Here is an 18,751-nt window from a genome sequence, read left to right on the forward strand (position 1 = left end):
GGGCCTGTCGGTATGCGGCTGCGCCGCGGTGGGGGAGCGGCCGGCCGCGACGGTGCCGCAGACGTCGACGGAGCATCATCGCCCCGCGGTCCGCGGCGGAGCCGCAGATCGGCACAACCGGGCGGAGCGCTCAGTCCCCGGCCTGCTGGAAGGGCGTCACCGAGGCGTTCGGTTCGCTCGTGTCGCCCTTGAGGGCGACGTCGCCGTACGACCACTTGAAGCTGTGGTCGGCGGTGGAGCCGGGCAGGGTGAACTTCACCGTCTTCACCGGGAGGCTCTTCTTGCCGCCTGCCTCGCCCCGGACGTACGTGATCGTGAAGGAGGTGGTCGCGTCCTTGGTGAGGGTCAGCTTCTGGGCCTTCGCGGCCTTGGTGGCGAGGACGGTGCTCGAGACGTTGCCCGCGTAGAGGTCGACACCCGGGAAGCCGTTCAGGGTGCACTTGGAACCGCGGTTGGTGAGCGTGACGGTGACATTGCCGGAGTCCCCGGCGGACGGTGCGGCGCTCGCCGCGACCTGCACGCCGACGGCGTCGAGCGTGCAGGCGCCGCCGGCCTTGTCCTTGTCGGTGGAGCCGCTGTCACCGCCGCTGCCGTCGCAGGCGGTCAGGAGGAGCGCCGCGGCGAGAGCGGCGACGGTGATCGGGGTGGCGCGCATGTGGATCCTCTGATGCTGTGCTGGTACTCGGCGGCGCGATGCCGGTGATCGCATGCATGGATCATCACGCACGATCCCCTGCAGCGGTTGCCCGCCCTGCCGGACTACTGACCGAGGTTCGCGGTCGGCAGCCCCGACGGCAGGGTCCCGCCCTCCGCCTTGGTGTAGGTCTCCTTGCCCACGGTGCCCGACCAGGTGATCTTCAGCGAGTTCTTGGACACGGAGTCGACCATCCCCGTCGCCCGCTCCTTGCCGCCCTTCGTGCAGGTGAGGTGGATCATCTGCATCCCGGCCTCCTTGCCCGCGCTCCCGCTGCACACGGACCCGCCGGTCGAGAAGAGCCCGGCCTGCTTGCCGTTGATCACGAGGGCGACGGCCTTGCCGCCGGTCGTGGCGAGCCAGCTGCCCTGCAGACCGTCGGACGCGCTCGTCGTCCCGCCGGTGCCGCCGCCCGTGTCCGCGGTGGAGGCGGCGGACGCGGAGGGGCCGGTCGAGGAGTCGTCCTTGGAGTCGCTGCCGCCGCTGCACGCGGTGAGCACGAGCGCACCCGCCAGCCCCGCGGCGGCGGCCGCGATCCGCAGCTGCCGGCGCGACACCGTGCGGGCCGGACGCGTGAAGGTCGCCGAAGTCACTGGTAGCTCCCAAGCAGTAGCAACGAGCAGGGGCAAGCCATAGCAGGTGGCCGGGCCGTACGGCCCGAACGCCCGCAGCAAGCTACCAGGGACGGCCGTCCGGCCCATGAGGAGCGGCTGTGAGATTCACCGGACCCACCCGCGCTCCCCGCACCCACCCGCGTTCCCAGGCCCCACCCGTGCTCACCAGGACGACTTGCGCACCCCCGGCAGGTACCCGGCATGCGCCTGCCCCCGCAACGAGACCCGTGACAGCCCGAACGCCCGGAAGTACCCCCGCGGCCGCCCGTCCACCTGGTCCCGGTTGCGTACGCGTGTCGCGCTGGCGTCGCGCGGCTGGCGCCGCAACTCCCGCTGGGCGGCGAGCCGTTCCTCCTCCGTCGTCGACGGCCGCCGGATGATCTCCTTCAGCTCGGCGCGCCGCTCGGCGTACCGGGCGACGATCTCCTGCCGCTGCTCGTTCTTCGCGATCTTGCTCTTCTTCGCCATCAGACCCGCACCCCCCGAGCGCGGATCCGCGCCACGGCCGCCTCGACGCCGATCGTGTCGACCGTCTTGATCCCCTTCGTGCTCAGCCGCAGCCGTACGTATCGGCCCTCGCTCGGCAGCCAGTACCGCTTGCTCTGGATGTTGGGGTCGAAACGGCGGGAGGTCCGCCGGTGGGAGCGGGAGATGCGGTTGCCGAATCCGGGCTGTGCCCCGGTCAGCATGCAGTGCGCGGACATGGGTGACGTACCTCTCCTGATGTGATCCCTGAAGCGATGTCGCTAATGGAATTCATTTTCAGTAAGGTATCACCATGGCTCGCAACGAACTCCGCCCGGTCATCAAGCTCCGCTCCACGGCGGGGACCGGCTACACCTACGTGACCCGCAAGAACCGCCGCAACGACCCCGACCGCATGACCCTGCGCAAGTACGACCCGGTCGCCGGCCGCCACGTCGACTTCCGAGAGGAGCGCTGAACCAACGCCATGCGCAACGGAATCCACCCGGCCTACGGTCCCGTCGTCTTCCGCGACCGTGCCGCGAACCACGCCTTCCTCACCCGCTCGACGATGAGCAGCGACAAGACGATCGAGTGGGAGGACGGCCACACGTACCCCGTCGTGGACGTCGAGATCTCGAACGTCAGCCACCCCTTCTACACCGGTACCGCCCGTGTCCTGGACACCGCCGGCCGTGTGGAGCGCTTCGAGCGCCGGTTCGGGAAGCGGGGCCGAGCGTGAGCCTGTCGGTGGTGATCGTCGGCGGGCTGCACGCCGACGCCCGCAAGGCGGCTGTCGCCCGACTGCTGGCCGACGTCCCCGGCAGCGTCGTACTCCACCACGACCTCGCCACGGCCGCGGCGGGCACGGTCGTACGGACGATCCGCGACGCGAGCGGTCTCGTGTCGGCCGGTGAGGCGCCCCTGGTCAACGACTGCGCGTGCTGTGCGCTCAGGGAGGACCTCGTCCCCGAGCTGCGCCGGCTCGCGGACGCGGGGGACACGCGCCTCGCCGTCGTCGAGCTGTGGGACTCCGTCGAACCAAAGGCCATGGCCGAGGTGGTCGTGGCCGGAGGCCTGACGGTCACCGGCGTCATCACAGCCGTGGACCCGGCACTCGTCCTGCCTTACCTCGGCAACGGCGACGACCTCGCCGACGGTGGCCTCGCCGCGGCGGCCACGGACCAGCGGACGGTCGCGGACACCTTCGCGCGCCAGCTGGAGTACGCCCCGATCCTCGCCGTCACCGACTCCGAGGAGGCCGACGAGGAGGACCGTGAGCTGCTCGCCCAGCTCCACCCGACGGCCCGCCAAGTCGTCATCGGCCACGGTGACCTGGCGGTGGCCGCCCTCGCAGGTTTTGACGTCGAGGCGGCGGCTGCGGCCCAGCATCCGGCCTGTGCGCTCCTCCCCGCCGAGGCCGACGCGCACGGCGTCTCCACCCTCGTCTGGCACCGCAGCCGCCCCTTCCACCCGGAGCGGCTGTATGCGGCGCTGGAGGATCTGACCTGCGCCGCGGCCCGCAGCCGGGGCCGGTTCTGGCTCGCCGACAAGCCGGACACACTGCTGCACTGGGACGCGGCGGGCGGGGCCCTGTGCGTGGAGAGTGCGGGGCCGTGGCTGGCCTCGCTCCCCGACGCCGCCTGGGACATGGTCCCGCCCGTGCGCCGCGCCGCCGCCGCACTGGACTGGCATCCCGAGCACGGCGACTGCTGTCAGCACCTCGTCTTCACCTCGCCCGGCCTCGACCGCGACGGACTCGAACACCTGCTGGAGTCCTGCCTGCTGACCGACGCCGAGTACGCCGCCGGGCGCGCCGCCTGGAAGCGGCTGCCGCCCGCCTTCGACACCCTCCTGGAGGTCTGACCCGCATGGCCCGCAAGCCCGACCGCAGCCCCGCCAAGTCCCGCCCCAACCCGCTGGACACGGCCGGGATCACGTACATCGACTACAAGGACACCGACCTGCTGCGGAAGTTCATCTCCGACCGCGGCAAGATCCGCAGCCGTCGCGTCACCCGTGTCACGGCCCAGCAGCAGCGACTGCTCGCCCGCGCGATCAAGAACGCCCGGGAGATGGCATTGTTGCCGTACGTCGGCCGCTGACGCTTCGCCACGGCACCGTCCCCAGGGGGCTCTGCCCCCTGGACCCCCGATCGGCCTCAACGGCCTCGTCCTCGAACGCCGGACGGCTGAATCATGCCGGTCGAGCACTTGAAGGTGGAACAAGAAGGCCGCGATACGCGTCTCTCCCTAGTGCACGAGGGTTTTGGCTCCGGCGCATGTCATGTGGGCTCCGGGGCATGCGCTGGAACGGATGCCACACCCCGTACGTCACAGCTGTAACCACAGAACCACCCCGCGTGCACGTGCATCTGCTCATGCATCCGCACGTGAACACGGCTATGATCCGGACCAGTTGACCACTGCATCACTGGCCCCAAAGCCACCGCACCACCGGGAGCGACCTGTGGACCACGACGTGTACAACGGCATGGCGGCCACGGAGTTGGACGGTGTGGCCTGGCAGAAGAGCCGGCACAGCAACTCGCAGGGCTCCTGCGTGGAGTTCGCCCGCCTGCCCGGCGGGGACGTTGCCGTGCGCAACTCGCGCTTCCCCGACGGTCCGGCGCTCGTCTACACGCGCGCGGAGATCGAGGCGATGCTCCTGGGCATCAAGGACGGCGAGTTCGACCACCTGATAGCGGGCTGACACCGGTTCACCCCCGGGTGCAACTCGGGGCAATCGGCGCTTTACGTGCAGTAACGCGCGTAGAACCCCGGCGTCATACGGCGCCGGGGTGCGCTATTCGGAGGGCAGCGGCTGGGGCGGGTGCGGCAGCTGGAACAGCGCCCAGACGACCTTGCCGCCGAGCGTGCCCGCCATCGGGTGCCAGCCCCAGCTGTCGGCGAAGGAGTCGACCAGGAACAGGCCGCGGCCCGACTCCGCCGAGAAGTCGTCCGCCTCGCGCGGGGCCGGGGTCGCATGGCTCGGGTCGCGCACCGCGCACACCAGCCGCGCCGTCCAGCGCATCAGGTGCAGCCGCACGGGCGGGCTCTGCTCGGCGGTGCACAGGGTGCCGGCCGGCAGTCCGTGCCGCAGCGAGTTGGTGACCAGTTCGGAGACGACCAGACAGACGTCGTCGAAACGGTCGCCTATGTCCCACTGGTCGAGCGTTCTGCGGGTGAACAGCCTTGCCTCGCGCACCGCTTCGTAGCGGGCGGGCAGAGCGCAGGAGGCGGCGTTGGACACGGCCGCGGGATCCAGCGGCGGAAGGCCCTGCCGTAACGGCTCGAGCATGGTCGATCCATTCGTCCCCATGCGAGGCACTCCCGAGGAATTCGCGGTCGTTGCGTTGCGATGCAGCGGTTGCGCGAGACCATGGTCTTGGATGCGCGGTGCAGATGCAAGGTGCAGATGCACGTGCACGCGACCGAATTGGACCCTCCCGTACCGCTTGTTGGCCATTTTTTCCGCCATCTTCTCTCCCGCTGCTTGCCAACTCCTTCCCTCTTCCTGTGCAGAATCTTTGGGTTCTTTCCTTCTCTGTAATCGGACGAGTACTGCTCGGAGTGATTTAGTGGCAGACTTCGGCCCCTGAAGGCGTTGGGGAGGCTGGCGAACGTGAGCGTGGGAGAGCCCGGATCGGTGGTGCGGCGCATGCTGCTCGGCTCGCAACTCAGGCGGCTGCGCGAGGCGCGCGGCATCACTCGCGAGGCGGCGGGCTACTCGATCCGCGCGTCCGAGTCGAAGATCAGCCGGATGGAGTTGGGCCGGGTGAGCTTCAAGACGCGTGATGTGGAAGACCTGTTGACGCTGTACGGCATCACGGACGAGCAGGAGCGCACCTCGCTGCTCTCCCTCGCCCGGGAGGCCAACGTCGCGGGCTGGTGGCACAGTTACTCGGACGTCCTGCCGAGCTGGTTCCCCACTTATGTGGGCCTGGAGGGCGCGGCGCACCTGATCCGGGCGTACGAGGTGCAGTTCGTGCACGGCCTGCTGCAGACCGAGGCGTATGCACGTGCAGTCGTACGGCGTGGCATGAAGGGCGCGAGCAAGGCCGACATCGACAAGCGTGTGGCGCTGCGTCTGGAGCGGCAGAAGCACCTCGCCTCCGCGGGCGGCCCCGACTTCCACATCGTCCTGGACGAGGCCGCGCTGCGCCGCCCGTACGGCGACCGCGAGGTGATGCGGGACCAGCTCCAGCATCTGATCGAGGTGTCCGAACGCCCCAACGTGCGGCTGCAGATCATGCCGTTCAGCTTCGGCGGCCACTCCGGCGAGAGCGGCGCGTTCACGATCCTCAGCTTCGCGGAGTCCGACCTCTCGGACGTCGTCTATCTGGAGCAGCTCACCAGCGCGCTCTACCTGGACAAGCACGAGGACGTCGTCCAGTACGAGAGGGCGCTCAAGGAACTCCAGCAGGACAGCCCCGGACCGGACGAGAGCCGCGATCTTCTACGGGGTCTCCTTCAGCTCTCGTAGGGTTATCCCCATAGGTTCGCCGAGAGTCCCCAACTCACCTGGGCCGCAAGTACGATGACGTGTGATCAGACCGTCACGTTGATCGTGTGTCTGCTAGTGATTTGGGGATCACATGTCGTCGTCCTACTTCACCGACCTGGCCCAGCAGTACATCGACGGTGAGTGGCGCCCGGGCACCGGCTCCTGGGACATCATCGACTTCAACCCGTACGACGGTGAGAAGCTGGCGTCGATCACCATAGCCACGGTCGACGAGGTCGACGAGGCGTACCAGGCGGCGGCCCGCGCCCAGAAGCAGTGGGCCGCGACCAACCCGTACGCGCGCCGGGCGGTCCTCGAGAAGGCCCTCAAACTGATCGAGGAGCGCGAGCAGGAGATCACCGAGATGATCATCGCCGAGCTCGGCGGCACCCATCTGAAGGCCGGCTTCGAGCTGCACCTCGCCAAGGAGTTCCTGCGCGAGTCCATCCAGTGGGCGCTGCGCCCCGAGGGCAAGATCCTCCCCTCGCCGGTGGACGGCAAGGAGAACCGCCTCTACCGCGTCCCGGTCGGCGTCGTGGGCGTCATCAGCCCCTTCAACTTCCCCTTCCTGCTGTCGATCAAGTCGGTCGCCCCGGCCCTCGCGCTCGGCAACGGCGTGGTGCTGAAGCCGCACCAGAACACCCCGATCACCGGCGGCTCCCTGGTCGCGAAGATCTTCGAGGACGCCGGACTGGCCGGCGGTCTGCTCAACGTCGTCATCACGGACATAGCGGAGATCGGCGACGCCTTCATCGAGCACCCGATCCCCAAGGTCATCTCCTTCACCGGCTCCGACAAGGTCGGCCGTCATGTGGCCACCGTCTGCGCCTCGCACTTCAAGCGCTCGGTCCTCGAACTCGGCGGCAACAGCGCGATCGTGGTCCTCGACGACGCCGACATCGACTACGCGGTCGACGCGGCGGTCTTCAGCCGCTACGTCCACCAGGGCCAGGTCTGCATGGCCGCGAACCGGGTGCTGGTGGACCGTTCGATCGCCGACGAGTTCACGGAGAAGTTCGTCGCCAAGGTGAAGACCCTGAAGGTCGGCGACCCGAGCGACCCGGGGACCGTCATCGGCCCGGTGATCAACTCCTCGCAGGCGGACTCCCTTTCGGCCACCGTCGAGCAGGCCATCGCCGAGGGCGCGACCGCCCTGGTGCACGGCACGACCACCGACAACCTGGTCGAGCCCTCCGTCCTCACCGGCGTCCCCGCCGACTCGGCCCTGCTCCGCCAGGAGGTCTTCGGTCCGGTCGCCTTCCTCATCCCCTTCGACGGCGAGGAGGAGGCCGTACGCCTCGTCAACGACACGCCGTACGGCCTGAGCGGCGCCGTCCACACGGGCGACATCGAGCGGGGCGTCTCCTTCGCCAAGCAGATCGAGACCGGCATGTTCCATGTGAACGACGGCACCGTCCACGACGAGCCCCTCGTCCCCTTCGGCGGCGAGAAGAGCTCCGGCGTCGGCCGCCTCAACGGCGAGACGACCATCGACTCCTTCACCACCCTGAAGTGGATCTCGGTTCAGCACGGGCGGAGCGGGTTCCCCTTCTGAGTTCCAGGGTGAGTTTCCGCAGCGGGGCCATTGAGGACAGAACCTGACCTCAATGGCCCGTAGCTTCGTCGGTGTCAGGCAGGGGGACGGACTCCCTGCCACCGGCGAAAGGCGGCGGTCATGGTCACTCACGTTCCCGCAGAGGCTCGGGGAGACGAGCGCGGAGCACTGCTCTCGTTCATCGAGGAACAGCGCGGCGGCATCCGGCGCGCGCTGCTCGGGCTGACCGAGGAGCAGGCCGCGAGCAGGCCCAGTGCCAGCGAGCTGTCCCTTTCCGGTCTGCTCAAGCACGTCGTCGAGGTCGAGCAGAGCTGGATCGCCCGGGCCAAGCAGGAGCCGCCGGCCATCAAGCGGGACGAGACCAACTGGCACGAGACCTTCCAGCTCGTCGACGGCGAGACTGTCGAGTCCCAGCTCGCGTACTGGGAGAAGGTCGCCGCCGAGACGGAGGCGTACATCCGCTCGGTGGCGAGCCTCGACGACACCTTCCCGCTCCCGAACGACCCCTGGTTCCCGCCGGAGGGCCGCGTCTCGGTGCGCTGGCTCTGTCTGCACCTGATCCGCGAGACGGCCCGGCACGCGGGTCACGCCGACATCATCCGCGAATCCCTCGACGGGAAGACGGCGTTCGAACTGGTCGCCCTGGAGCAAGCGGGCTGAGCCTTGACAATAAGCTGGACGGCATGTCCGCGATCCGTCTCCTCGTGCTCGGCGCGGTCCGCCAGCACGGGCGGGCCCACGGCTACCAGGTGCGCAACGACCTGGAGTACTGGGGCGCGCACGAGTGGTCCAACGCCAAGCCCGGCTCGATCTACCACGCGCTCAAACAGATGGCGAAGCAAGGGCTGATGCACGCGCACGAGATCGCGCCGTCCACGGCCGGCGGCCCGCCGCGCACGGAGTACGAGATCACCGACCGGGGCACCGAGGAGTACTTCCGGCTGCTGCGCGAGGCGCTGACCTCGTACGACCAGAAGATGGACGTCAAGTCGGCGGCCATCGGCTTCCTCGTCGACCTGCCGCGCGCCGAGGCGGCAGCGCTCCTCAAGGAGCGGATCCGGCGGATCGAGGAGTGGCGGGGGGCCGTCACCGAGCACTACATCCCGGAGGACGGCCCCGAACAGCTCGGCCACATCGGCGAGATCATGAACCTCTGGGTCCACACGGCCGACGCCGAGGCCGAGTGGACCCAGGGGCTGATCGGGCGGATCGAGAGCGGGGCGTACACGTTCGCGGGGGAGGGCGCGCCGTTCGTCGGCGTCCTCGTCGAGGGTGAGGAGAACCCGTACGCGACGGGGGAGCGGCACCCCGAGGACGACCGCTAAACCACGGTCGCCCGCGGCACCGTGCAAGCAGTCCTGGGCCCGAACGGGCGCGGGCAGGACGACCCTGGTCCGGATCCTGTCCACCCTGCTGCGGCCCGACGCGGGCCGGACCGAGGTGGCCGGGCACGACGTGGTGACCGAGGCCCGGGCCGTGTGCCTGCGCATCGGCCTGCTCGGCCGGCACGCGGCCCTCTACGACCGGCCTCGACCCCCGCGGCTGCCCGCGGTGTTCTTTCCCCTGGCCGTGGGGGGGGCGCGCGCCTGAGCCGGTAGTTCGCTAGTGATGGAAGCCGGTGGCCGCTCCCCTGTCCCTGGTCCACGGGTGCGGCTGCCGGCGCAGTTCCGGCAGCAGCTGGGTCAGGTCCTCGAGGAACAGCTCCGCGAGGTCCTCCGAGAAGCCGTTGCGGCACACCACCCGCAGCACGGACAGGTCCTCGCGGTTCGGCGGGAAGGTGTACGCGGGCACCAGCCAGCCCTTCTCGCGCATCCGCCGGGACACGTCGAAGACGTCGTACGACTTCACGCCCGGCGCGGTGGTGAAGGCGAAGACGGGCAGCTCGTCGCCCCTGGTCAGGAGCCGGAAGTCGCCGAGCGCCTCCACCCGTTCGGCGATGCCCGTCGCCACGTCCCGGGTGGTCTGCTGCACGGCCCGGTAGCCCTCCCGGCCCAGCCGCAGGAACGTGTAGTACTGGGCGACCACCTGTGCGCCGGGGCGCGAGAAGTTGAGGGCGAAGGTCGGCATGTCGCCGCCCAGGTAGTTGACGCGGAAGACGAGTTCCTCGGGCAGCGCCTCCTTGTCGCGCCACAGCGCCCAGCCGACGCCCGGGTAGACCAGCCCGTACTTGTGCCCCGAGGTGTTGATGGACGCCACGCGCGCGAGGCGGAAGTCCCACACCAGGTCCTCGTCGAGGAAGGGTGCGACCATGGCGCCGGACGCGCCGTCGACGTGGACCGGGATGTCCAGCCCCGTGCGCTCCTGGAGGGCGTCGAGCGCCGCACACAGGTCGGCGATGGGCTCGTACGAGCCGTCGAAGGTGGAGCCGAGGATGCCGACGACCCCGATGGTGTTCTCGTCGCAGAGGGCGGCCGCGGCCTCCGGATCGAGGTGGAAGCGCTCGCCCTCCATGGGGACCAGACGGGGCTCCACCTCCCAGAAGTTGCAGAACTTGTCCCAGCAGACCTGGACGTTGACGCCCATGACGAGGTTGGGGCGGGCGCCCGGGGCAGGGTTCCGCTTGGACCAGCGCCGCTTGAGCGCCATCCCGGCGAGCATGCACGCCTCGCTCGAACCGGTCGTCGAACAGCCCACCGCCGCCGACGGATCCGGCGCGTTCCACAGGTCGGCGAGCATCGCCACACAGCGCCGCTCCAGCTCGGCGGTGCGCGGGTACTCGTCCTTGTCGATCATGTTCTTGTCCCGGCACTCCGCCATCAGGACGCCGGCCTGCGGCTCCATCCAGGTGGTGACGAAAGTGGCGAGATTCAGCCGTGAGTTGCCGTCCAGCATCAGCTCGTCGTGCACCAGCTGGTACGCCGTCATCGGCGGCAGGGGAGTGTCCGGGAGCCGGTGCTTGGGCGGCGCCTGGGTCATGCCGCCGACCGGATTGGCCTCCCCGTAGAAGGGGTTGACCGACAGCGGGCGCTCGTCGGGCTTCTCGGGACCTTCGTGGAGCGGCATGGACGTCTCCTCGTGTCTTCTCGGGAACGGGTGTCAGCGGACCGGAGTTCCGTCGTCGCGCAGCCGCATCTGGGGCCGGCCGGTCACCAGCAGCCAGGCGGGCAGCGAGGCGATGCACAGGAGGGCGAGGATCGTCGGCGAGGCCACCAGGACTGCGGCCGTGAACAGGCTCACCCAGCCCTGCCGGGTGACGGCGAGGAGCATGCCCAGGACTCCCGCGGCGACACCGAGCGTCGGGTGAACGGCGGGTAAGAGGGCATGCGTGCCCAGGCCGAAGGCGGCGCCGACGAACACCGCCGGAAAGATCCGCCCGCCCCGGAAGCCGCAGGACGCCGCGACGACCAGCGCAGCCAGCTTCACCACCGCCATCCCGACGAACGCGCCCGCCGACCGGCCTTCGGGATCCCGCGCCAGCTCCGCGACCTGGTCCAGCCCCTTGAAGAGCGTCAGATGCCCGCCCAGGGCGCCCAGCAGCCCCAGGACCAGCCCGCCGGCCGGAAGTGCGATCATCGGGTGTCTCAGGCGCCGGAAGACGGCGTGGACGTACGGGAAGGCGTACACCGCGCACATGCCGAGCAGCGCCGCCAGCGGCGCGATCACCAGGGCGGCCAGAAGATCGCCCCAGCCTGGATGCCCGCCGAACGGGGGCAGATCCAGGTCGAAGCTCGGATGCGCCACCAGGGTGGTCGTGAGGGCGCCCGCCCCGCCCGCCAGCAGCGGCCCGAACACGTTGTCCCAGAGCAGCCCCTTCAGCTGCCGCCCGGCCAGCGCCTCGGAGATGACCAGCGCCGCCGCCACCGGCGTCCCGAACAGCGCACCGATCGTCGCCGCCTCCGCCAGCGCCGCCCACAGCCCGCCCGGCATCCGGGGGAGCAGCCGCCGCCCCAGCCAGAAGGCGAGCCCCACGTTCACCGCGATGACCGGGTTCTCCGGACCGAGGCTCGGCCCGCCCGCCAGCATCAGGGTGGTGGCCACCAGCAGCCCCGGCAGCACGGCGGGCGCCAGCACCGGAGCGTCCAGCCCCAGGGTCGTCGGATCGGGCCCCGCATGACCGGGCACCTTCCACACCACCAGCCCCACCGCAACACCCGTCGCGGTGAGCATGACGAGCATCCAGAGCACGGAGTACCGGCCCACCCCCAGGGCGTCCGGCAGGTTCTCCCAGAGCACGTGCTGGAGCTGCTCGCCCGCCGCGCTCACCCCGGTGAACAGCAGGCCGGCACCCACGCCCACGACGAGAGCAGGGAGGATCAACGGCAGCAACGCGCGCGCGGGTGCCGCGGGGGAGGCGGGCGCCTGCTGCGCGGTGTCGTGGGCCACGGGCTCACCATAAGCGAACAAAAGGATCAGAACATCCGGAATCTTCTCCTGGCTCCGGGCTTGCACCTCACGTGACGTGAGGACTCACCGTGGAGTGCGTACCGAGAAGGGAGCGGACGAAGTGAGTCACTCGGCAGGACAGGACGGCTACTCCGTGGGACAGGTCGCGGGCTTCGCCGGCGTCACGGTGCGCACGCTGCACCACTACGACGACATCGGCCTGCTCGCCCCGAGCGAGCGCAGCCACGCGGGCCACCGGCGCTACAGCGAGGCCGACCTCGACCGGCTGCAGCAGATCCTGTTCTACCGCGAGCTCGGCTTCCCGCTCGACGAGGTCGCCGCCCTGCTCGACGACCCGGCCGCGGACCCGCGCGCGCACCTGCGCCGCCAGCACGAGCTGCTGACCGCCCGGATCGAGAGGCTGCAGAAGATGGCGGCGGCCGTGGAGCACGCCATGGAGGCACGCAAGATGGGCATCAACCTCACCCCCGAAGAGCGGTTCGAGGTCTTCGGGGACAAGGACCCCGAGCAGTACGCCGAGGAGGCGGAACAACGCTGGGGCGGCACGGAGGCGTACGCCGAGTCACAGCGCCGCGCGGCCACCTACACCAAGGAGGACTGGAAGCGCATCCAGGCCGAGGTCGACGACTGGGGCCGCCGGTACGCCGACCTGGTGGCCGCCGGGGAGCAGCCCACCGGCGAGGCCGCCATGGACCTGGCCGAGGAACACCGGCAGCACATCAGCAGGTACTTCTTCGAGGTTCCGTACGAGATGCACCGCTGCTTCGGGGAGATGTACGTCTCCGACGAGCGGTTCAAGGCGTTCTACGACTCCATGCGCCCGGGCCTCGCCGAACACCTCAGCGAAGCCATCGAGGCGAACGCGTCCCGCCACACCTCGTAGCCCTCCTGGCCCGGGTTTTCACTCCCGGGCCAGGACCACCGCCGTCCCGTAGGCGCACACCTCGGTGCCCACGTCCGCAGCCTCGGTCACGTCGAACCGGAACATCAGCACGGCATTCGCCCCACGCGCGCGTGCCTGCTCGACGAGCCGCTCCATGGCCTGGTTCCGGGTCTGCACCAGCGTCTTGGTGAGCCCCTTCAGCTCGCCGCCGATCATCGACTTCAGCCCCGCGCCGATCTGGCTCCCCAGATGCCGGGAGCGCACCGTCAGCCCGAAGACCTCACCGAGGACCTCCTGAACCCGGTGCCCGGGAACGTCGTTCGTCGTGACGACCAACACATCCGGCTGGGGTCCCTGCCCGCCGCCGTACTCATCAATGCCCATAACCTCACAGCTTTGTGCCAGTCGACGCACAGTGCATCCTGGAGACACCGGTGGAACCTGGGGCGGTCACCTTGCGTTGATAGCTTTGGGCGCCCGCACAAGGACGCCGTACCTTCCTCCACCCCCTCAGGAGCCCGGAACCGTGACGACGCTTGCCCTCGGCCCGAGCTGGCTGGATCCGAACTACCTCCTCGACACGTTCGGCATCTGGGGCCTGCTCCTCGTCGTCTTCGCGGAGTCGGGCCTGCTCATCGGCTTCTTCCTGCCGGGCGACTCGCTGCTCTTCACCGCCGGCCTGCTGATCACGACCAACCAGCTGAACTTCCCGCTCTGGGCCGCCATCGCCCTGATCTGCGTCGCCGCGGTCCTGGGCGACCAGGCGGGCTACATGTTCGGCAAGAAGGTCGGCCCGTCGCTCTTCAACCGCCCCGACTCCCGCCTCTTCAAGCAGGAGAACGTGGTCAAGGCCCACGAGTTCTTCGAGAAGTACGGCCCGAAGTCGTTGGTCCTGGCCCGTTTCGTGCCCGTCGTGCGCACGTTCACGCCGATCATCGCGGGCGTCAGCGGCATGAAGTACCGCTCGTTCGTGGTCTTCAACGTCATCGGCGGCGTCCTCTGGGGCGCCGGCGTCACCCTGCTCGGCTCCTGGCTCGGCAAGATCGACTTCGTCCACAAGAACATCGAAGCGATCCTCATCCTGATCGTCTTCGTCTCGGTGATCCCGATCATCATCGAGTTCCTGCGCGCCCGCTCCAAGGCGAAGAAGACCCCCGAGGCACCCGCCGCGCCCCAGCACCAGCAGCCGCCCGTCATGGACGACGCGACGACCCAACTCCGCCGCATCCCCCCGGCCGACGACCAGGGCTACCACCAGCAGTACCAGCAGCAGCCGCAGCAGCAGCCGCAGCCGTACTACCCGGACCAGCAGTACGCCCAGCAGTACCCGCAGCAGCAGCCGCCGTACCAGCAGGGCCAGTACGGCGACCAGCAGAACGGGCAGTACCCCTACAACCAGGGGTACTAGAGGCGCCCCATAAGGGGCACGGGGCTGTATCGAAATGCGGCTCCGCCGCGTGGGCGCGAGAAACCACAACGCACCCGCACGCGCCGTCCAACACAAGCCCCCGAGCCATTGGGCGCTCAGAACCCCCGCGTCCGCTTCGCGGCCCGCCGCCCCGCCGCAGAACCCCCGCCGGGAATCCGCAGGAACAACCGCGAGATCTCCGACCCCAGATTGACGCCGATGGCAATGGCCATGGCCAAGGACGCAGCCGTGGCCAGCGACACGAGCCCCTTGTCGACGTTGTTCTGGGCGATCGACAGCAACCCGAAGTACGTCGAGGACCCCGGCAGCAGCGGCCCGATCGCCGCCGTCGTGTACGGCAACGCGGAAGCGAACCGGTACCGCGACAACAACTGCCCGAACAGCCCCACCAGCCCGGCCGCCACGGCCGTGGAGGCGACCGGCGACAACCCGCCGGGATAGTGCAGCGCGCCGTACACCGACCACGCGACTCCGCCGTTCAGCGTCACCCACAGCACGGTGGCCCGCTCCTGCTGCAACAGCACGGCGAACGTCAGCGACAGAAGCATCGACGCCCCGATCTGCCACCCGGGCCGTTCGGCGATGCGCACAGCCGCGTCGGGGTTGAGCTTGGCGTCCAGGTTCACCCCGAAATACAGCACCACCAGCACACCCACGACGATGCCGACGAACAGGTACATGACCTCCAGCAGCCGCGCCGACGCGGTGATGTAGAACCCGGTCAGCCCGTCCTGCACGGCCGCCACCAGCGCCCGCCCCGGCAGCAGCGCGAAAAGCCCACCGGTGATGACCGCGGACGCCTTGACGTCGACATGCGCCACGGTGAGCGCGACCCCGATGGCCGCCGGAGGCATCGCGGCGACCGTGAACTGGTAGAACTCCGGCAGCCCGCGCCCCGCGCACAGCCAGGCCAGCCGGTCGCCGAGTATCGCGCCGAGCATGGCCGCGATGAAGACGATCACGTCACCGCCGACGAGCACGGAGGCCGCCCCGGCGAGCAGCCCGCTCGCGCCGGTCAGCACCCACCCCGGATACGGGTGTCGGTTGCGGCGGATCTCGGCGAGCCGCCGGTAGGCCTCCTCCAGGGAGATGTGGTTCTCCGGGTCGCTGAGGTCGTCCACCAGCTGGAACACGGCCGCCAGCCGCGTGTAGTCGGTGGCCCGGCGGCGCACCGTGCGCGACGCCGTCACCGGGTCGTCGACCAGGGACGGCTGGTACGAGATCGACAGCAGGGTGAAGGTGACGTTCGGCTCGCAGCGGTCGAGGCCGTAGGACCGGCAGACCGCGAACATCGCGGCCTCCACGTCCTCCGCGCCCTCACCGCCCGCCAGCAGCAACTCGCCGATACGCAGGGTCAGGTCGAGGACGCGTGGGACGGCCGGACCGCCCTCCTCCGCCTTCGGGCCCCGCTCCGGAGCGGGCCGCTCGGCCACCGGCATCCGCAGCATCGTGCGCATCCGGTCCTGCCAGGGCAGGTCCTTGGTGAGGCTGACCACGGGTATGCCGGTCGCCGGCGTGAAGGCGGCCAGGGCGTGCTGGGCGCTGTAGGTCCTCGGCGTGCTGAACGCCGAACCCCCGGGCTCGGCATTGGATGCCTGTGGAACGTCCAGCCCGTCGGGGACGGCGAACTCGGACGTGGTCTCCGGCTCGACGACGACTCTGGGGGCTGCGAACCCCGCCGGAATGGCGAACTCCGAGGTGATCTCTGGATCGAACGTGCCCCTGGCCTCGTCCGACTGCGGCTTGCGGTCCTCCGCCTCCGTCACTTGAGTAACGCTCCCTGTACGACGCGTGCAGCTAGGCCAGTATGCGCACAGAAACACGAACGGGCCGCACGCGTGCGCGTACGGCCCGTTGGACGACTGGGGCCTCAGTGGCCGCCGGACTCCTTGAACCGCTTGTAGGACCGCTCGATCTCGATCTCGGCGTCGACCCGGCCCACCCAGTTGGCGCCCTCGACGGACTTGCCGGGCTCCAGGTCCTTGTAGACCTCGAAGAAGTGCTGGATCTCCAGGCGGTCGAACTCGGACACGTGGTGGATGTCACGCAGGTGCTCCACGCGCGGGTCCGTCGCCGGCACGCACAGCAGCTTGTCGTCGCCGCCGGCCTCGTCCGTCATCCGGAACATGCCGATCGCACGGCACTTGATCAGGCAGCCCGGGAAGGTCGGCTCGTCCAGGATGACCAGCGCGTCCAGCGGGTCGCCGTCCTCGCCGAGAGTGTTCTCGACGAAGCCGTAGTCGGTCGGGTAGGCGGTCGAGGTGAAGAGTCGACGGTCCAGGCGGATCCGACCGGTCTCGTGGTCCACCTCGTACTTGTTCCGCGAACCCTTCGGGATCTCGATCGTGACGTCGAACTCCACCGGTGGCTCCTCCATGATCAGCACATAGTTCTGGTGGTTAAGTGTCCCTCACGCAGGTGTGTGATCGCGAAAGGGGCTGGTGGTCGTGCCAGAGCTGAGGCCTTGGCGGGCCGCGAGGCCGCATGTGGTGCGGGCCGCGAACGCCGTCCGACCGCGTCTGGCACGGGCCGCCCAGGCCGTGCGCCCGAAGCTCGAACGAGCCGCGGCAGCTGCGAAACCGCAGCTCACACGGGTACGGCCCACCCGCATCAGATGGCCGAAGACCGTCAGGACCTGGCAGTACACCGCGGGCGCCGCCACCGTCGGTGTGACGCTGGCCGTCGCCGTGGCGACCGCCGCCGGCCCCTGGGACTCCACCGGTCAGCGTACGGCCGAGGCGGACCGTGCAGCCGCCCTGGACCGTACGGGTGGCGCAGATCACGGACGTAATCCCGATACGTCCGATTCGGGCGATGCGGCGGCCGGCGGCCCGCGCCCCGCCCCCAGTGCCGCATCCGTCCTGACCGGCCTGGGCGGCGCCACGAGCACCGTCAAGTCGGCCCCGACCGGCACGGCCCTCTCCGGCCTCCTGGGCCCCCTGCTGGAGGACGCGGCGCTCGGCAGCCGGCACACCGCCGCAGTCGTCGACGTCGCCACCGGCAAGCGTCTGTACGGCACCGGTGCCGACACCGCACTGACCCCCGCATCCGTCACGAAGATCGCCACCGCGGTCGCCGCGCTGTCGACGCTGGGCGCCGACCACCGCCTGACCACCCGGGCGGCCCTGGAACCCGACACCAAGGAACTCGTCCTGGTCGGCGGCGGCGACCCGACCCTGACGGCGCACAAGGACGCCGAGGGCTGGGCGAGCCTGCGGGAGCTGGCCGACAGGACGGCGGCGGCCCTCAAGAAGCGCGGCATCAAGGAGGTCACGCTCTCCTACGACACCACCCTGTACGCCGGGCCCGAACTGCACCCCATCGGCGTGAACGTCAACCTCGCGCCCGTGAGCGCCCTGATGGCCGACGAGGGCCGCACAAACGACTCGACCAGTGGCCCGATCAAGCGCGTGACGGACCCGGCGGCTGACGCGGCCCGCACGTTCGGCTCGTTCCTGGAGGCCCACGGCATCAGGACCACCTCGCCCGGCCCGTCCAAGGCGACGACTCGCGCCGAGAACCTCGCCGCCGTGTCCTCGCCCCCGCTCTCGTCCCTGGTCGAGCGCATGCTGACCAACAGCGACAACGACATCGCGGAGGCCCTGGCCCGCCAGACGGCCGCCGCCTCGGGGGAGCCCGCGAGCTTCGACGGCGGCGCGTCCGCGATCGCCGGCGCACTCAAGAAGCTCCAACTCCCCCTCAAGGGCGCCGAGTTCCATGACGGCAGCGGCCTCGACCGGGACGACAGACTCACGGCCGACCTGCTCACCGCCCTGCTGGTGAAGGCCGGCGACCCCACCCACCCCGAACTCCGCCCGGTCCTGACGGGCCTTCCGGTGGCGGGCTTCACCGGCACCCTGACCAGCCGCTACACGGGCGGCGCGGCAGGAGTCGTACGAGCGAAGACAGGCACCCTGACGGGCGTGAACACCCTGGCCGGCACGGTCGTGGACCAGGACGGCCGCCTACTGGCGTTCGCTTTCCTGGCCTCGAACACGACGAACCCCCTGGAGGCCCAGTCCGCGCTGGACCGCACGGCCACGGCGTTGGCGGCCTGCGGCTGCACCTGACGCCGTTCCCGGTTGCTACCGCCGTGGGCAGTCGTTCCGCTGGGGCGATGGGGGTCCCCCCGCTCGAGCGAAGCCGAGAGTGGGGGAGGGTGGGCACAGCCGGCACCGCCGGGTGCAGCCCAGGTCGACGTCCAGTCCAGGCAACCTCTCGCGGCCTGCCCCAAGCGGCAGCGCTCACGTACCGTTGACGC

22 protein-coding genes and 1 pseudogene are annotated in these 18,751 nt (G+C 69.9%); 13 read left to right on the top strand and 10 right to left on the bottom strand.

Annotated elements, in window-relative coordinates; all coding sequences use genetic code 11:
* Positions 1–130: 130 nt before the first annotated feature.
* The 4 genes from IH68_RS0133645 to rpmB form a co-directional block, all read right to left on the bottom strand.
* Entirely contained in the window at positions 131–655 is a 525-nt protein-coding gene (locus IH68_RS0133645; protein WP_030942549.1) for a DUF4232 domain-containing protein, read from the bottom strand.
* Between the two features lie 104 nt (positions 656–759).
* Positions 760–1,287, bottom strand: coding sequence for a hypothetical protein (locus tag IH68_RS0133650; RefSeq protein ID WP_030942551.1), 528 nt, complete (start codon positions 1,285–1,287; stop codon positions 760–762).
* Positions 1,288–1,470: 183 nt separating this feature from the next.
* Entirely contained in the window at positions 1,471–1,776 is a 306-nt protein-coding gene (rpsN, locus tag IH68_RS0133655) for a 30S ribosomal protein S14 (RefSeq protein WP_030942553.1), read from the bottom strand.
* Positions 1,776–2,012: a 50S ribosomal protein L28 gene (rpmB, locus tag IH68_RS0133660; RefSeq protein ID WP_030942555.1), complete on the bottom strand. Its 237-nt coding sequence runs from the start codon at positions 2,010–2,012 to the stop codon at positions 1,776–1,778. The genes rpsN and rpmB overlap by 1 nt, the downstream gene beginning before the upstream one ends.
* A gap of 74 nt (positions 2,013–2,086) precedes the next feature.
* Between rpmB and rpmG the strand changes: the two genes are divergently transcribed.
* The 5 genes from rpmG (at position 2,087) to IH68_RS0133685 (ending at position 4,485) form a co-directional block, all read left to right on the top strand.
* Positions 2,087–2,251, top strand: coding sequence for a 50S ribosomal protein L33 (gene rpmG, locus IH68_RS0133665; protein ID WP_030573688.1), 165 nt, complete (start codon positions 2,087–2,089; stop codon positions 2,249–2,251).
* Between the two features lie 9 nt (positions 2,252–2,260).
* Positions 2,261–2,515: a type B 50S ribosomal protein L31 gene (locus tag IH68_RS0133670; protein ID WP_030942557.1), complete on the top strand. Its 255-nt coding sequence runs from the start codon at positions 2,261–2,263 to the stop codon at positions 2,513–2,515.
* A complete protein-coding gene (locus IH68_RS0133675) occupies positions 2,512–3,639 on the top strand; it encodes a CobW family GTP-binding protein (RefSeq protein ID WP_030942558.1) in 1,128 nt (375 codons plus the stop codon). The genes IH68_RS0133670 and IH68_RS0133675 overlap by 4 nt, the downstream gene beginning before the upstream one ends.
* Positions 3,640–3,644: 5 nt before the next feature.
* Complete coding sequence (rpsR, locus tag IH68_RS0133680) at positions 3,645–3,878, top strand: 30S ribosomal protein S18 (protein ID WP_030942559.1); 234 nt, start codon at positions 3,645–3,647, stop codon at positions 3,876–3,878.
* A 388-nt stretch (positions 3,879–4,266) separates the two neighbouring features.
* Positions 4,267–4,485 carry a DUF397 domain-containing protein gene (locus IH68_RS0133685; protein WP_051833879.1) on the top strand — a complete coding sequence of 73 codons (219 nt, stop codon included), beginning with the start codon at positions 4,267–4,269 and terminating at the stop codon, positions 4,483–4,485.
* Positions 4,486–4,578: 93 nt separating this feature from the next.
* Here IH68_RS0133685 and IH68_RS0133690 read toward each other — a convergent pair whose 3' ends face one another.
* Complete coding sequence (locus IH68_RS0133690) at positions 4,579–5,073, bottom strand: ATP-binding protein (RefSeq protein WP_030942562.1); 495 nt, start codon at positions 5,071–5,073, stop codon at positions 4,579–4,581.
* 360 nt (positions 5,074–5,433) lie between these two features.
* Between IH68_RS0133690 and IH68_RS0133695 the strand changes: the two genes are divergently transcribed.
* The 5 genes and pseudogenes from IH68_RS0133695 to IH68_RS53865 form a co-directional block, all read left to right on the top strand.
* Entirely contained in the window at positions 5,434–6,258 is an 825-nt protein-coding gene (locus IH68_RS0133695) for a helix-turn-helix domain-containing protein (RefSeq protein WP_051833872.1), read from the top strand.
* Between the two features lie 112 nt (positions 6,259–6,370).
* Positions 6,371–7,834: an aldehyde dehydrogenase family protein gene (locus IH68_RS0133700; RefSeq protein ID WP_030942565.1), complete on the top strand. Its 1,464-nt coding sequence runs from the start codon at positions 6,371–6,373 to the stop codon at positions 7,832–7,834.
* A 120-nt stretch (positions 7,835–7,954) separates the two neighbouring features.
* Positions 7,955–8,494, top strand: a complete 540-nt coding sequence (locus IH68_RS0133705) for a DinB family protein (RefSeq protein WP_030942567.1) — start codon at positions 7,955–7,957, stop codon at positions 8,492–8,494.
* Positions 8,495–8,517: 23 nt separating this feature from the next.
* Positions 8,518–9,159: a PadR family transcriptional regulator gene (locus IH68_RS0133710; RefSeq protein WP_030942569.1), complete on the top strand. Its 642-nt coding sequence runs from the start codon at positions 8,518–8,520 to the stop codon at positions 9,157–9,159.
* Positions 9,160–9,162: 3 nt separating this feature from the next.
* Positions 9,163–9,352, top strand: a pseudogene (locus IH68_RS53865) (ATP-binding cassette domain-containing protein); the annotation flags it as partial.
* A gap of 84 nt (positions 9,353–9,436) precedes the next feature.
* On the opposite strand, the gene IH68_RS0133720 reads toward IH68_RS53865, so the two are convergent.
* Together IH68_RS0133720 and IH68_RS0133725 are read right to left on the bottom strand one after the other, a co-directional pair.
* Complete coding sequence (locus IH68_RS0133720) at positions 9,437–10,837, bottom strand: glutamate decarboxylase (protein ID WP_030942571.1); 1,401 nt, start codon at positions 10,835–10,837, stop codon at positions 9,437–9,439.
* Between the two features lie 33 nt (positions 10,838–10,870).
* On the bottom strand, positions 10,871–12,157 hold the full coding sequence (locus IH68_RS0133725; protein WP_030942573.1) for an ion channel protein: 1,287 nt from the start codon (positions 12,155–12,157) through the stop codon (positions 10,871–10,873).
* A gap of 121 nt (positions 12,158–12,278) precedes the next feature.
* On the opposite strand from IH68_RS0133725, the gene IH68_RS0133730 reads away from it, so the two are divergent.
* Positions 12,279–13,061, top strand: a complete 783-nt coding sequence (locus IH68_RS0133730) for a MerR family transcriptional regulator (protein ID WP_030942575.1) — start codon at positions 12,279–12,281, stop codon at positions 13,059–13,061.
* A gap of 18 nt (positions 13,062–13,079) precedes the next feature.
* On the opposite strand, the gene IH68_RS0133735 is transcribed toward IH68_RS0133730, so the two are convergent.
* On the bottom strand, positions 13,080–13,445 hold the full coding sequence (locus IH68_RS0133735; RefSeq protein ID WP_030942577.1) for a YbjQ family protein: 366 nt from the start codon (positions 13,443–13,445) through the stop codon (positions 13,080–13,082).
* A gap of 142 nt (positions 13,446–13,587) precedes the next feature.
* Between IH68_RS0133735 and IH68_RS0133740 the strand changes: the two genes are divergently transcribed.
* Positions 13,588–14,469: a DedA family protein gene (locus IH68_RS0133740; protein WP_030942579.1), complete on the top strand. Its 882-nt coding sequence runs from the start codon at positions 13,588–13,590 to the stop codon at positions 14,467–14,469.
* A gap of 116 nt (positions 14,470–14,585) precedes the next feature.
* Here IH68_RS0133740 and IH68_RS0133745 read toward each other — a convergent pair whose 3' ends face one another.
* On the bottom strand, positions 14,586–16,256 hold the full coding sequence (locus IH68_RS0133745; RefSeq protein ID WP_030942581.1) for a threonine/serine ThrE exporter family protein: 1,671 nt from the start codon (positions 16,254–16,256) through the stop codon (positions 14,586–14,588).
* 104 nt (positions 16,257–16,360) lie between these two features.
* Positions 16,361–16,852: an inorganic diphosphatase gene (locus tag IH68_RS0133750; protein ID WP_030942583.1), complete on the bottom strand. Its 492-nt coding sequence runs from the start codon at positions 16,850–16,852 to the stop codon at positions 16,361–16,363.
* 79 nt (positions 16,853–16,931) lie between these two features.
* On the opposite strand from IH68_RS0133750, the gene dacB reads away from it, so the two are divergent.
* Positions 16,932–18,560 carry a D-alanyl-D-alanine carboxypeptidase/D-alanyl-D-alanine-endopeptidase gene (dacB, locus tag IH68_RS0133755; RefSeq protein ID WP_030942585.1) on the top strand — a complete coding sequence of 543 codons (1,629 nt, stop codon included), beginning with the start codon at positions 16,932–16,934 and terminating at the stop codon, positions 18,558–18,560.
* Positions 18,561–18,751: the final 191 nt, after the last annotated feature.

This window comes from Streptomyces sp. NRRL S-646, from assembly GCF_000720765.1.
In the GTDB taxonomy this organism is placed as follows: Bacteria; Actinomycetota; Actinomycetes; order Streptomycetales; family Streptomycetaceae; genus Streptomyces.

Excerpts from the sequence above, each read along its gene's own strand:
- IH68_RS0133645 (WP_030942549.1), bottom strand. The coding sequence starts at position 655 with ATGCGCGCCACCCCGATCACCGTCGCCGCTCTCGCCGCGGCGCTCCTC.
- rpsN (WP_030942553.1), bottom strand. The coding sequence starts at position 1,776 with ATGGCGAAGAAGAGCAAGATCGCGAAGAACGAGCAGCGGCAGGAGATC.
- rpmB (WP_030942555.1), bottom strand. The coding sequence starts at position 2,012 with ATGTCCGCGCACTGCATGCTGACCGGGGCACAGCCCGGATTCGGCAAC.
- rpmG (WP_030573688.1), top strand. The coding sequence starts at position 2,087 with ATGGCTCGCAACGAACTCCGCCCGGTCATCAAGCTCCGCTCCACGGCG.
- IH68_RS0133670 (WP_030942557.1), top strand. The coding sequence starts at position 2,261 with ATGCGCAACGGAATCCACCCGGCCTACGGTCCCGTCGTCTTCCGCGAC.
- rpsR (WP_030942559.1), top strand. The coding sequence starts at position 3,645 with ATGGCCCGCAAGCCCGACCGCAGCCCCGCCAAGTCCCGCCCCAACCCG.
- IH68_RS0133685 (WP_051833879.1), top strand. The coding sequence starts at position 4,267 with ATGGCGGCCACGGAGTTGGACGGTGTGGCCTGGCAGAAGAGCCGGCAC.
- IH68_RS0133690 (WP_030942562.1), bottom strand. The coding sequence starts at position 5,073 with ATGCTCGAGCCGTTACGGCAGGGCCTTCCGCCGCTGGATCCCGCGGCC.
- IH68_RS0133695 (WP_051833872.1), top strand. The coding sequence starts at position 5,434 with ATGCTGCTCGGCTCGCAACTCAGGCGGCTGCGCGAGGCGCGCGGCATC.
- IH68_RS0133700 (WP_030942565.1), top strand. The coding sequence starts at position 6,371 with ATGTCGTCGTCCTACTTCACCGACCTGGCCCAGCAGTACATCGACGGT.
- IH68_RS0133705 (WP_030942567.1), top strand. The coding sequence starts at position 7,955 with ATGGTCACTCACGTTCCCGCAGAGGCTCGGGGAGACGAGCGCGGAGCA.
- IH68_RS0133710 (WP_030942569.1), top strand. The coding sequence starts at position 8,518 with ATGTCCGCGATCCGTCTCCTCGTGCTCGGCGCGGTCCGCCAGCACGGG.
- IH68_RS0133720 (WP_030942571.1), bottom strand. The coding sequence starts at position 10,837 with ATGCCGCTCCACGAAGGTCCCGAGAAGCCCGACGAGCGCCCGCTGTCG.
- IH68_RS0133735 (WP_030942577.1), bottom strand. The coding sequence starts at position 13,445 with ATGGGCATTGATGAGTACGGCGGCGGGCAGGGACCCCAGCCGGATGTG.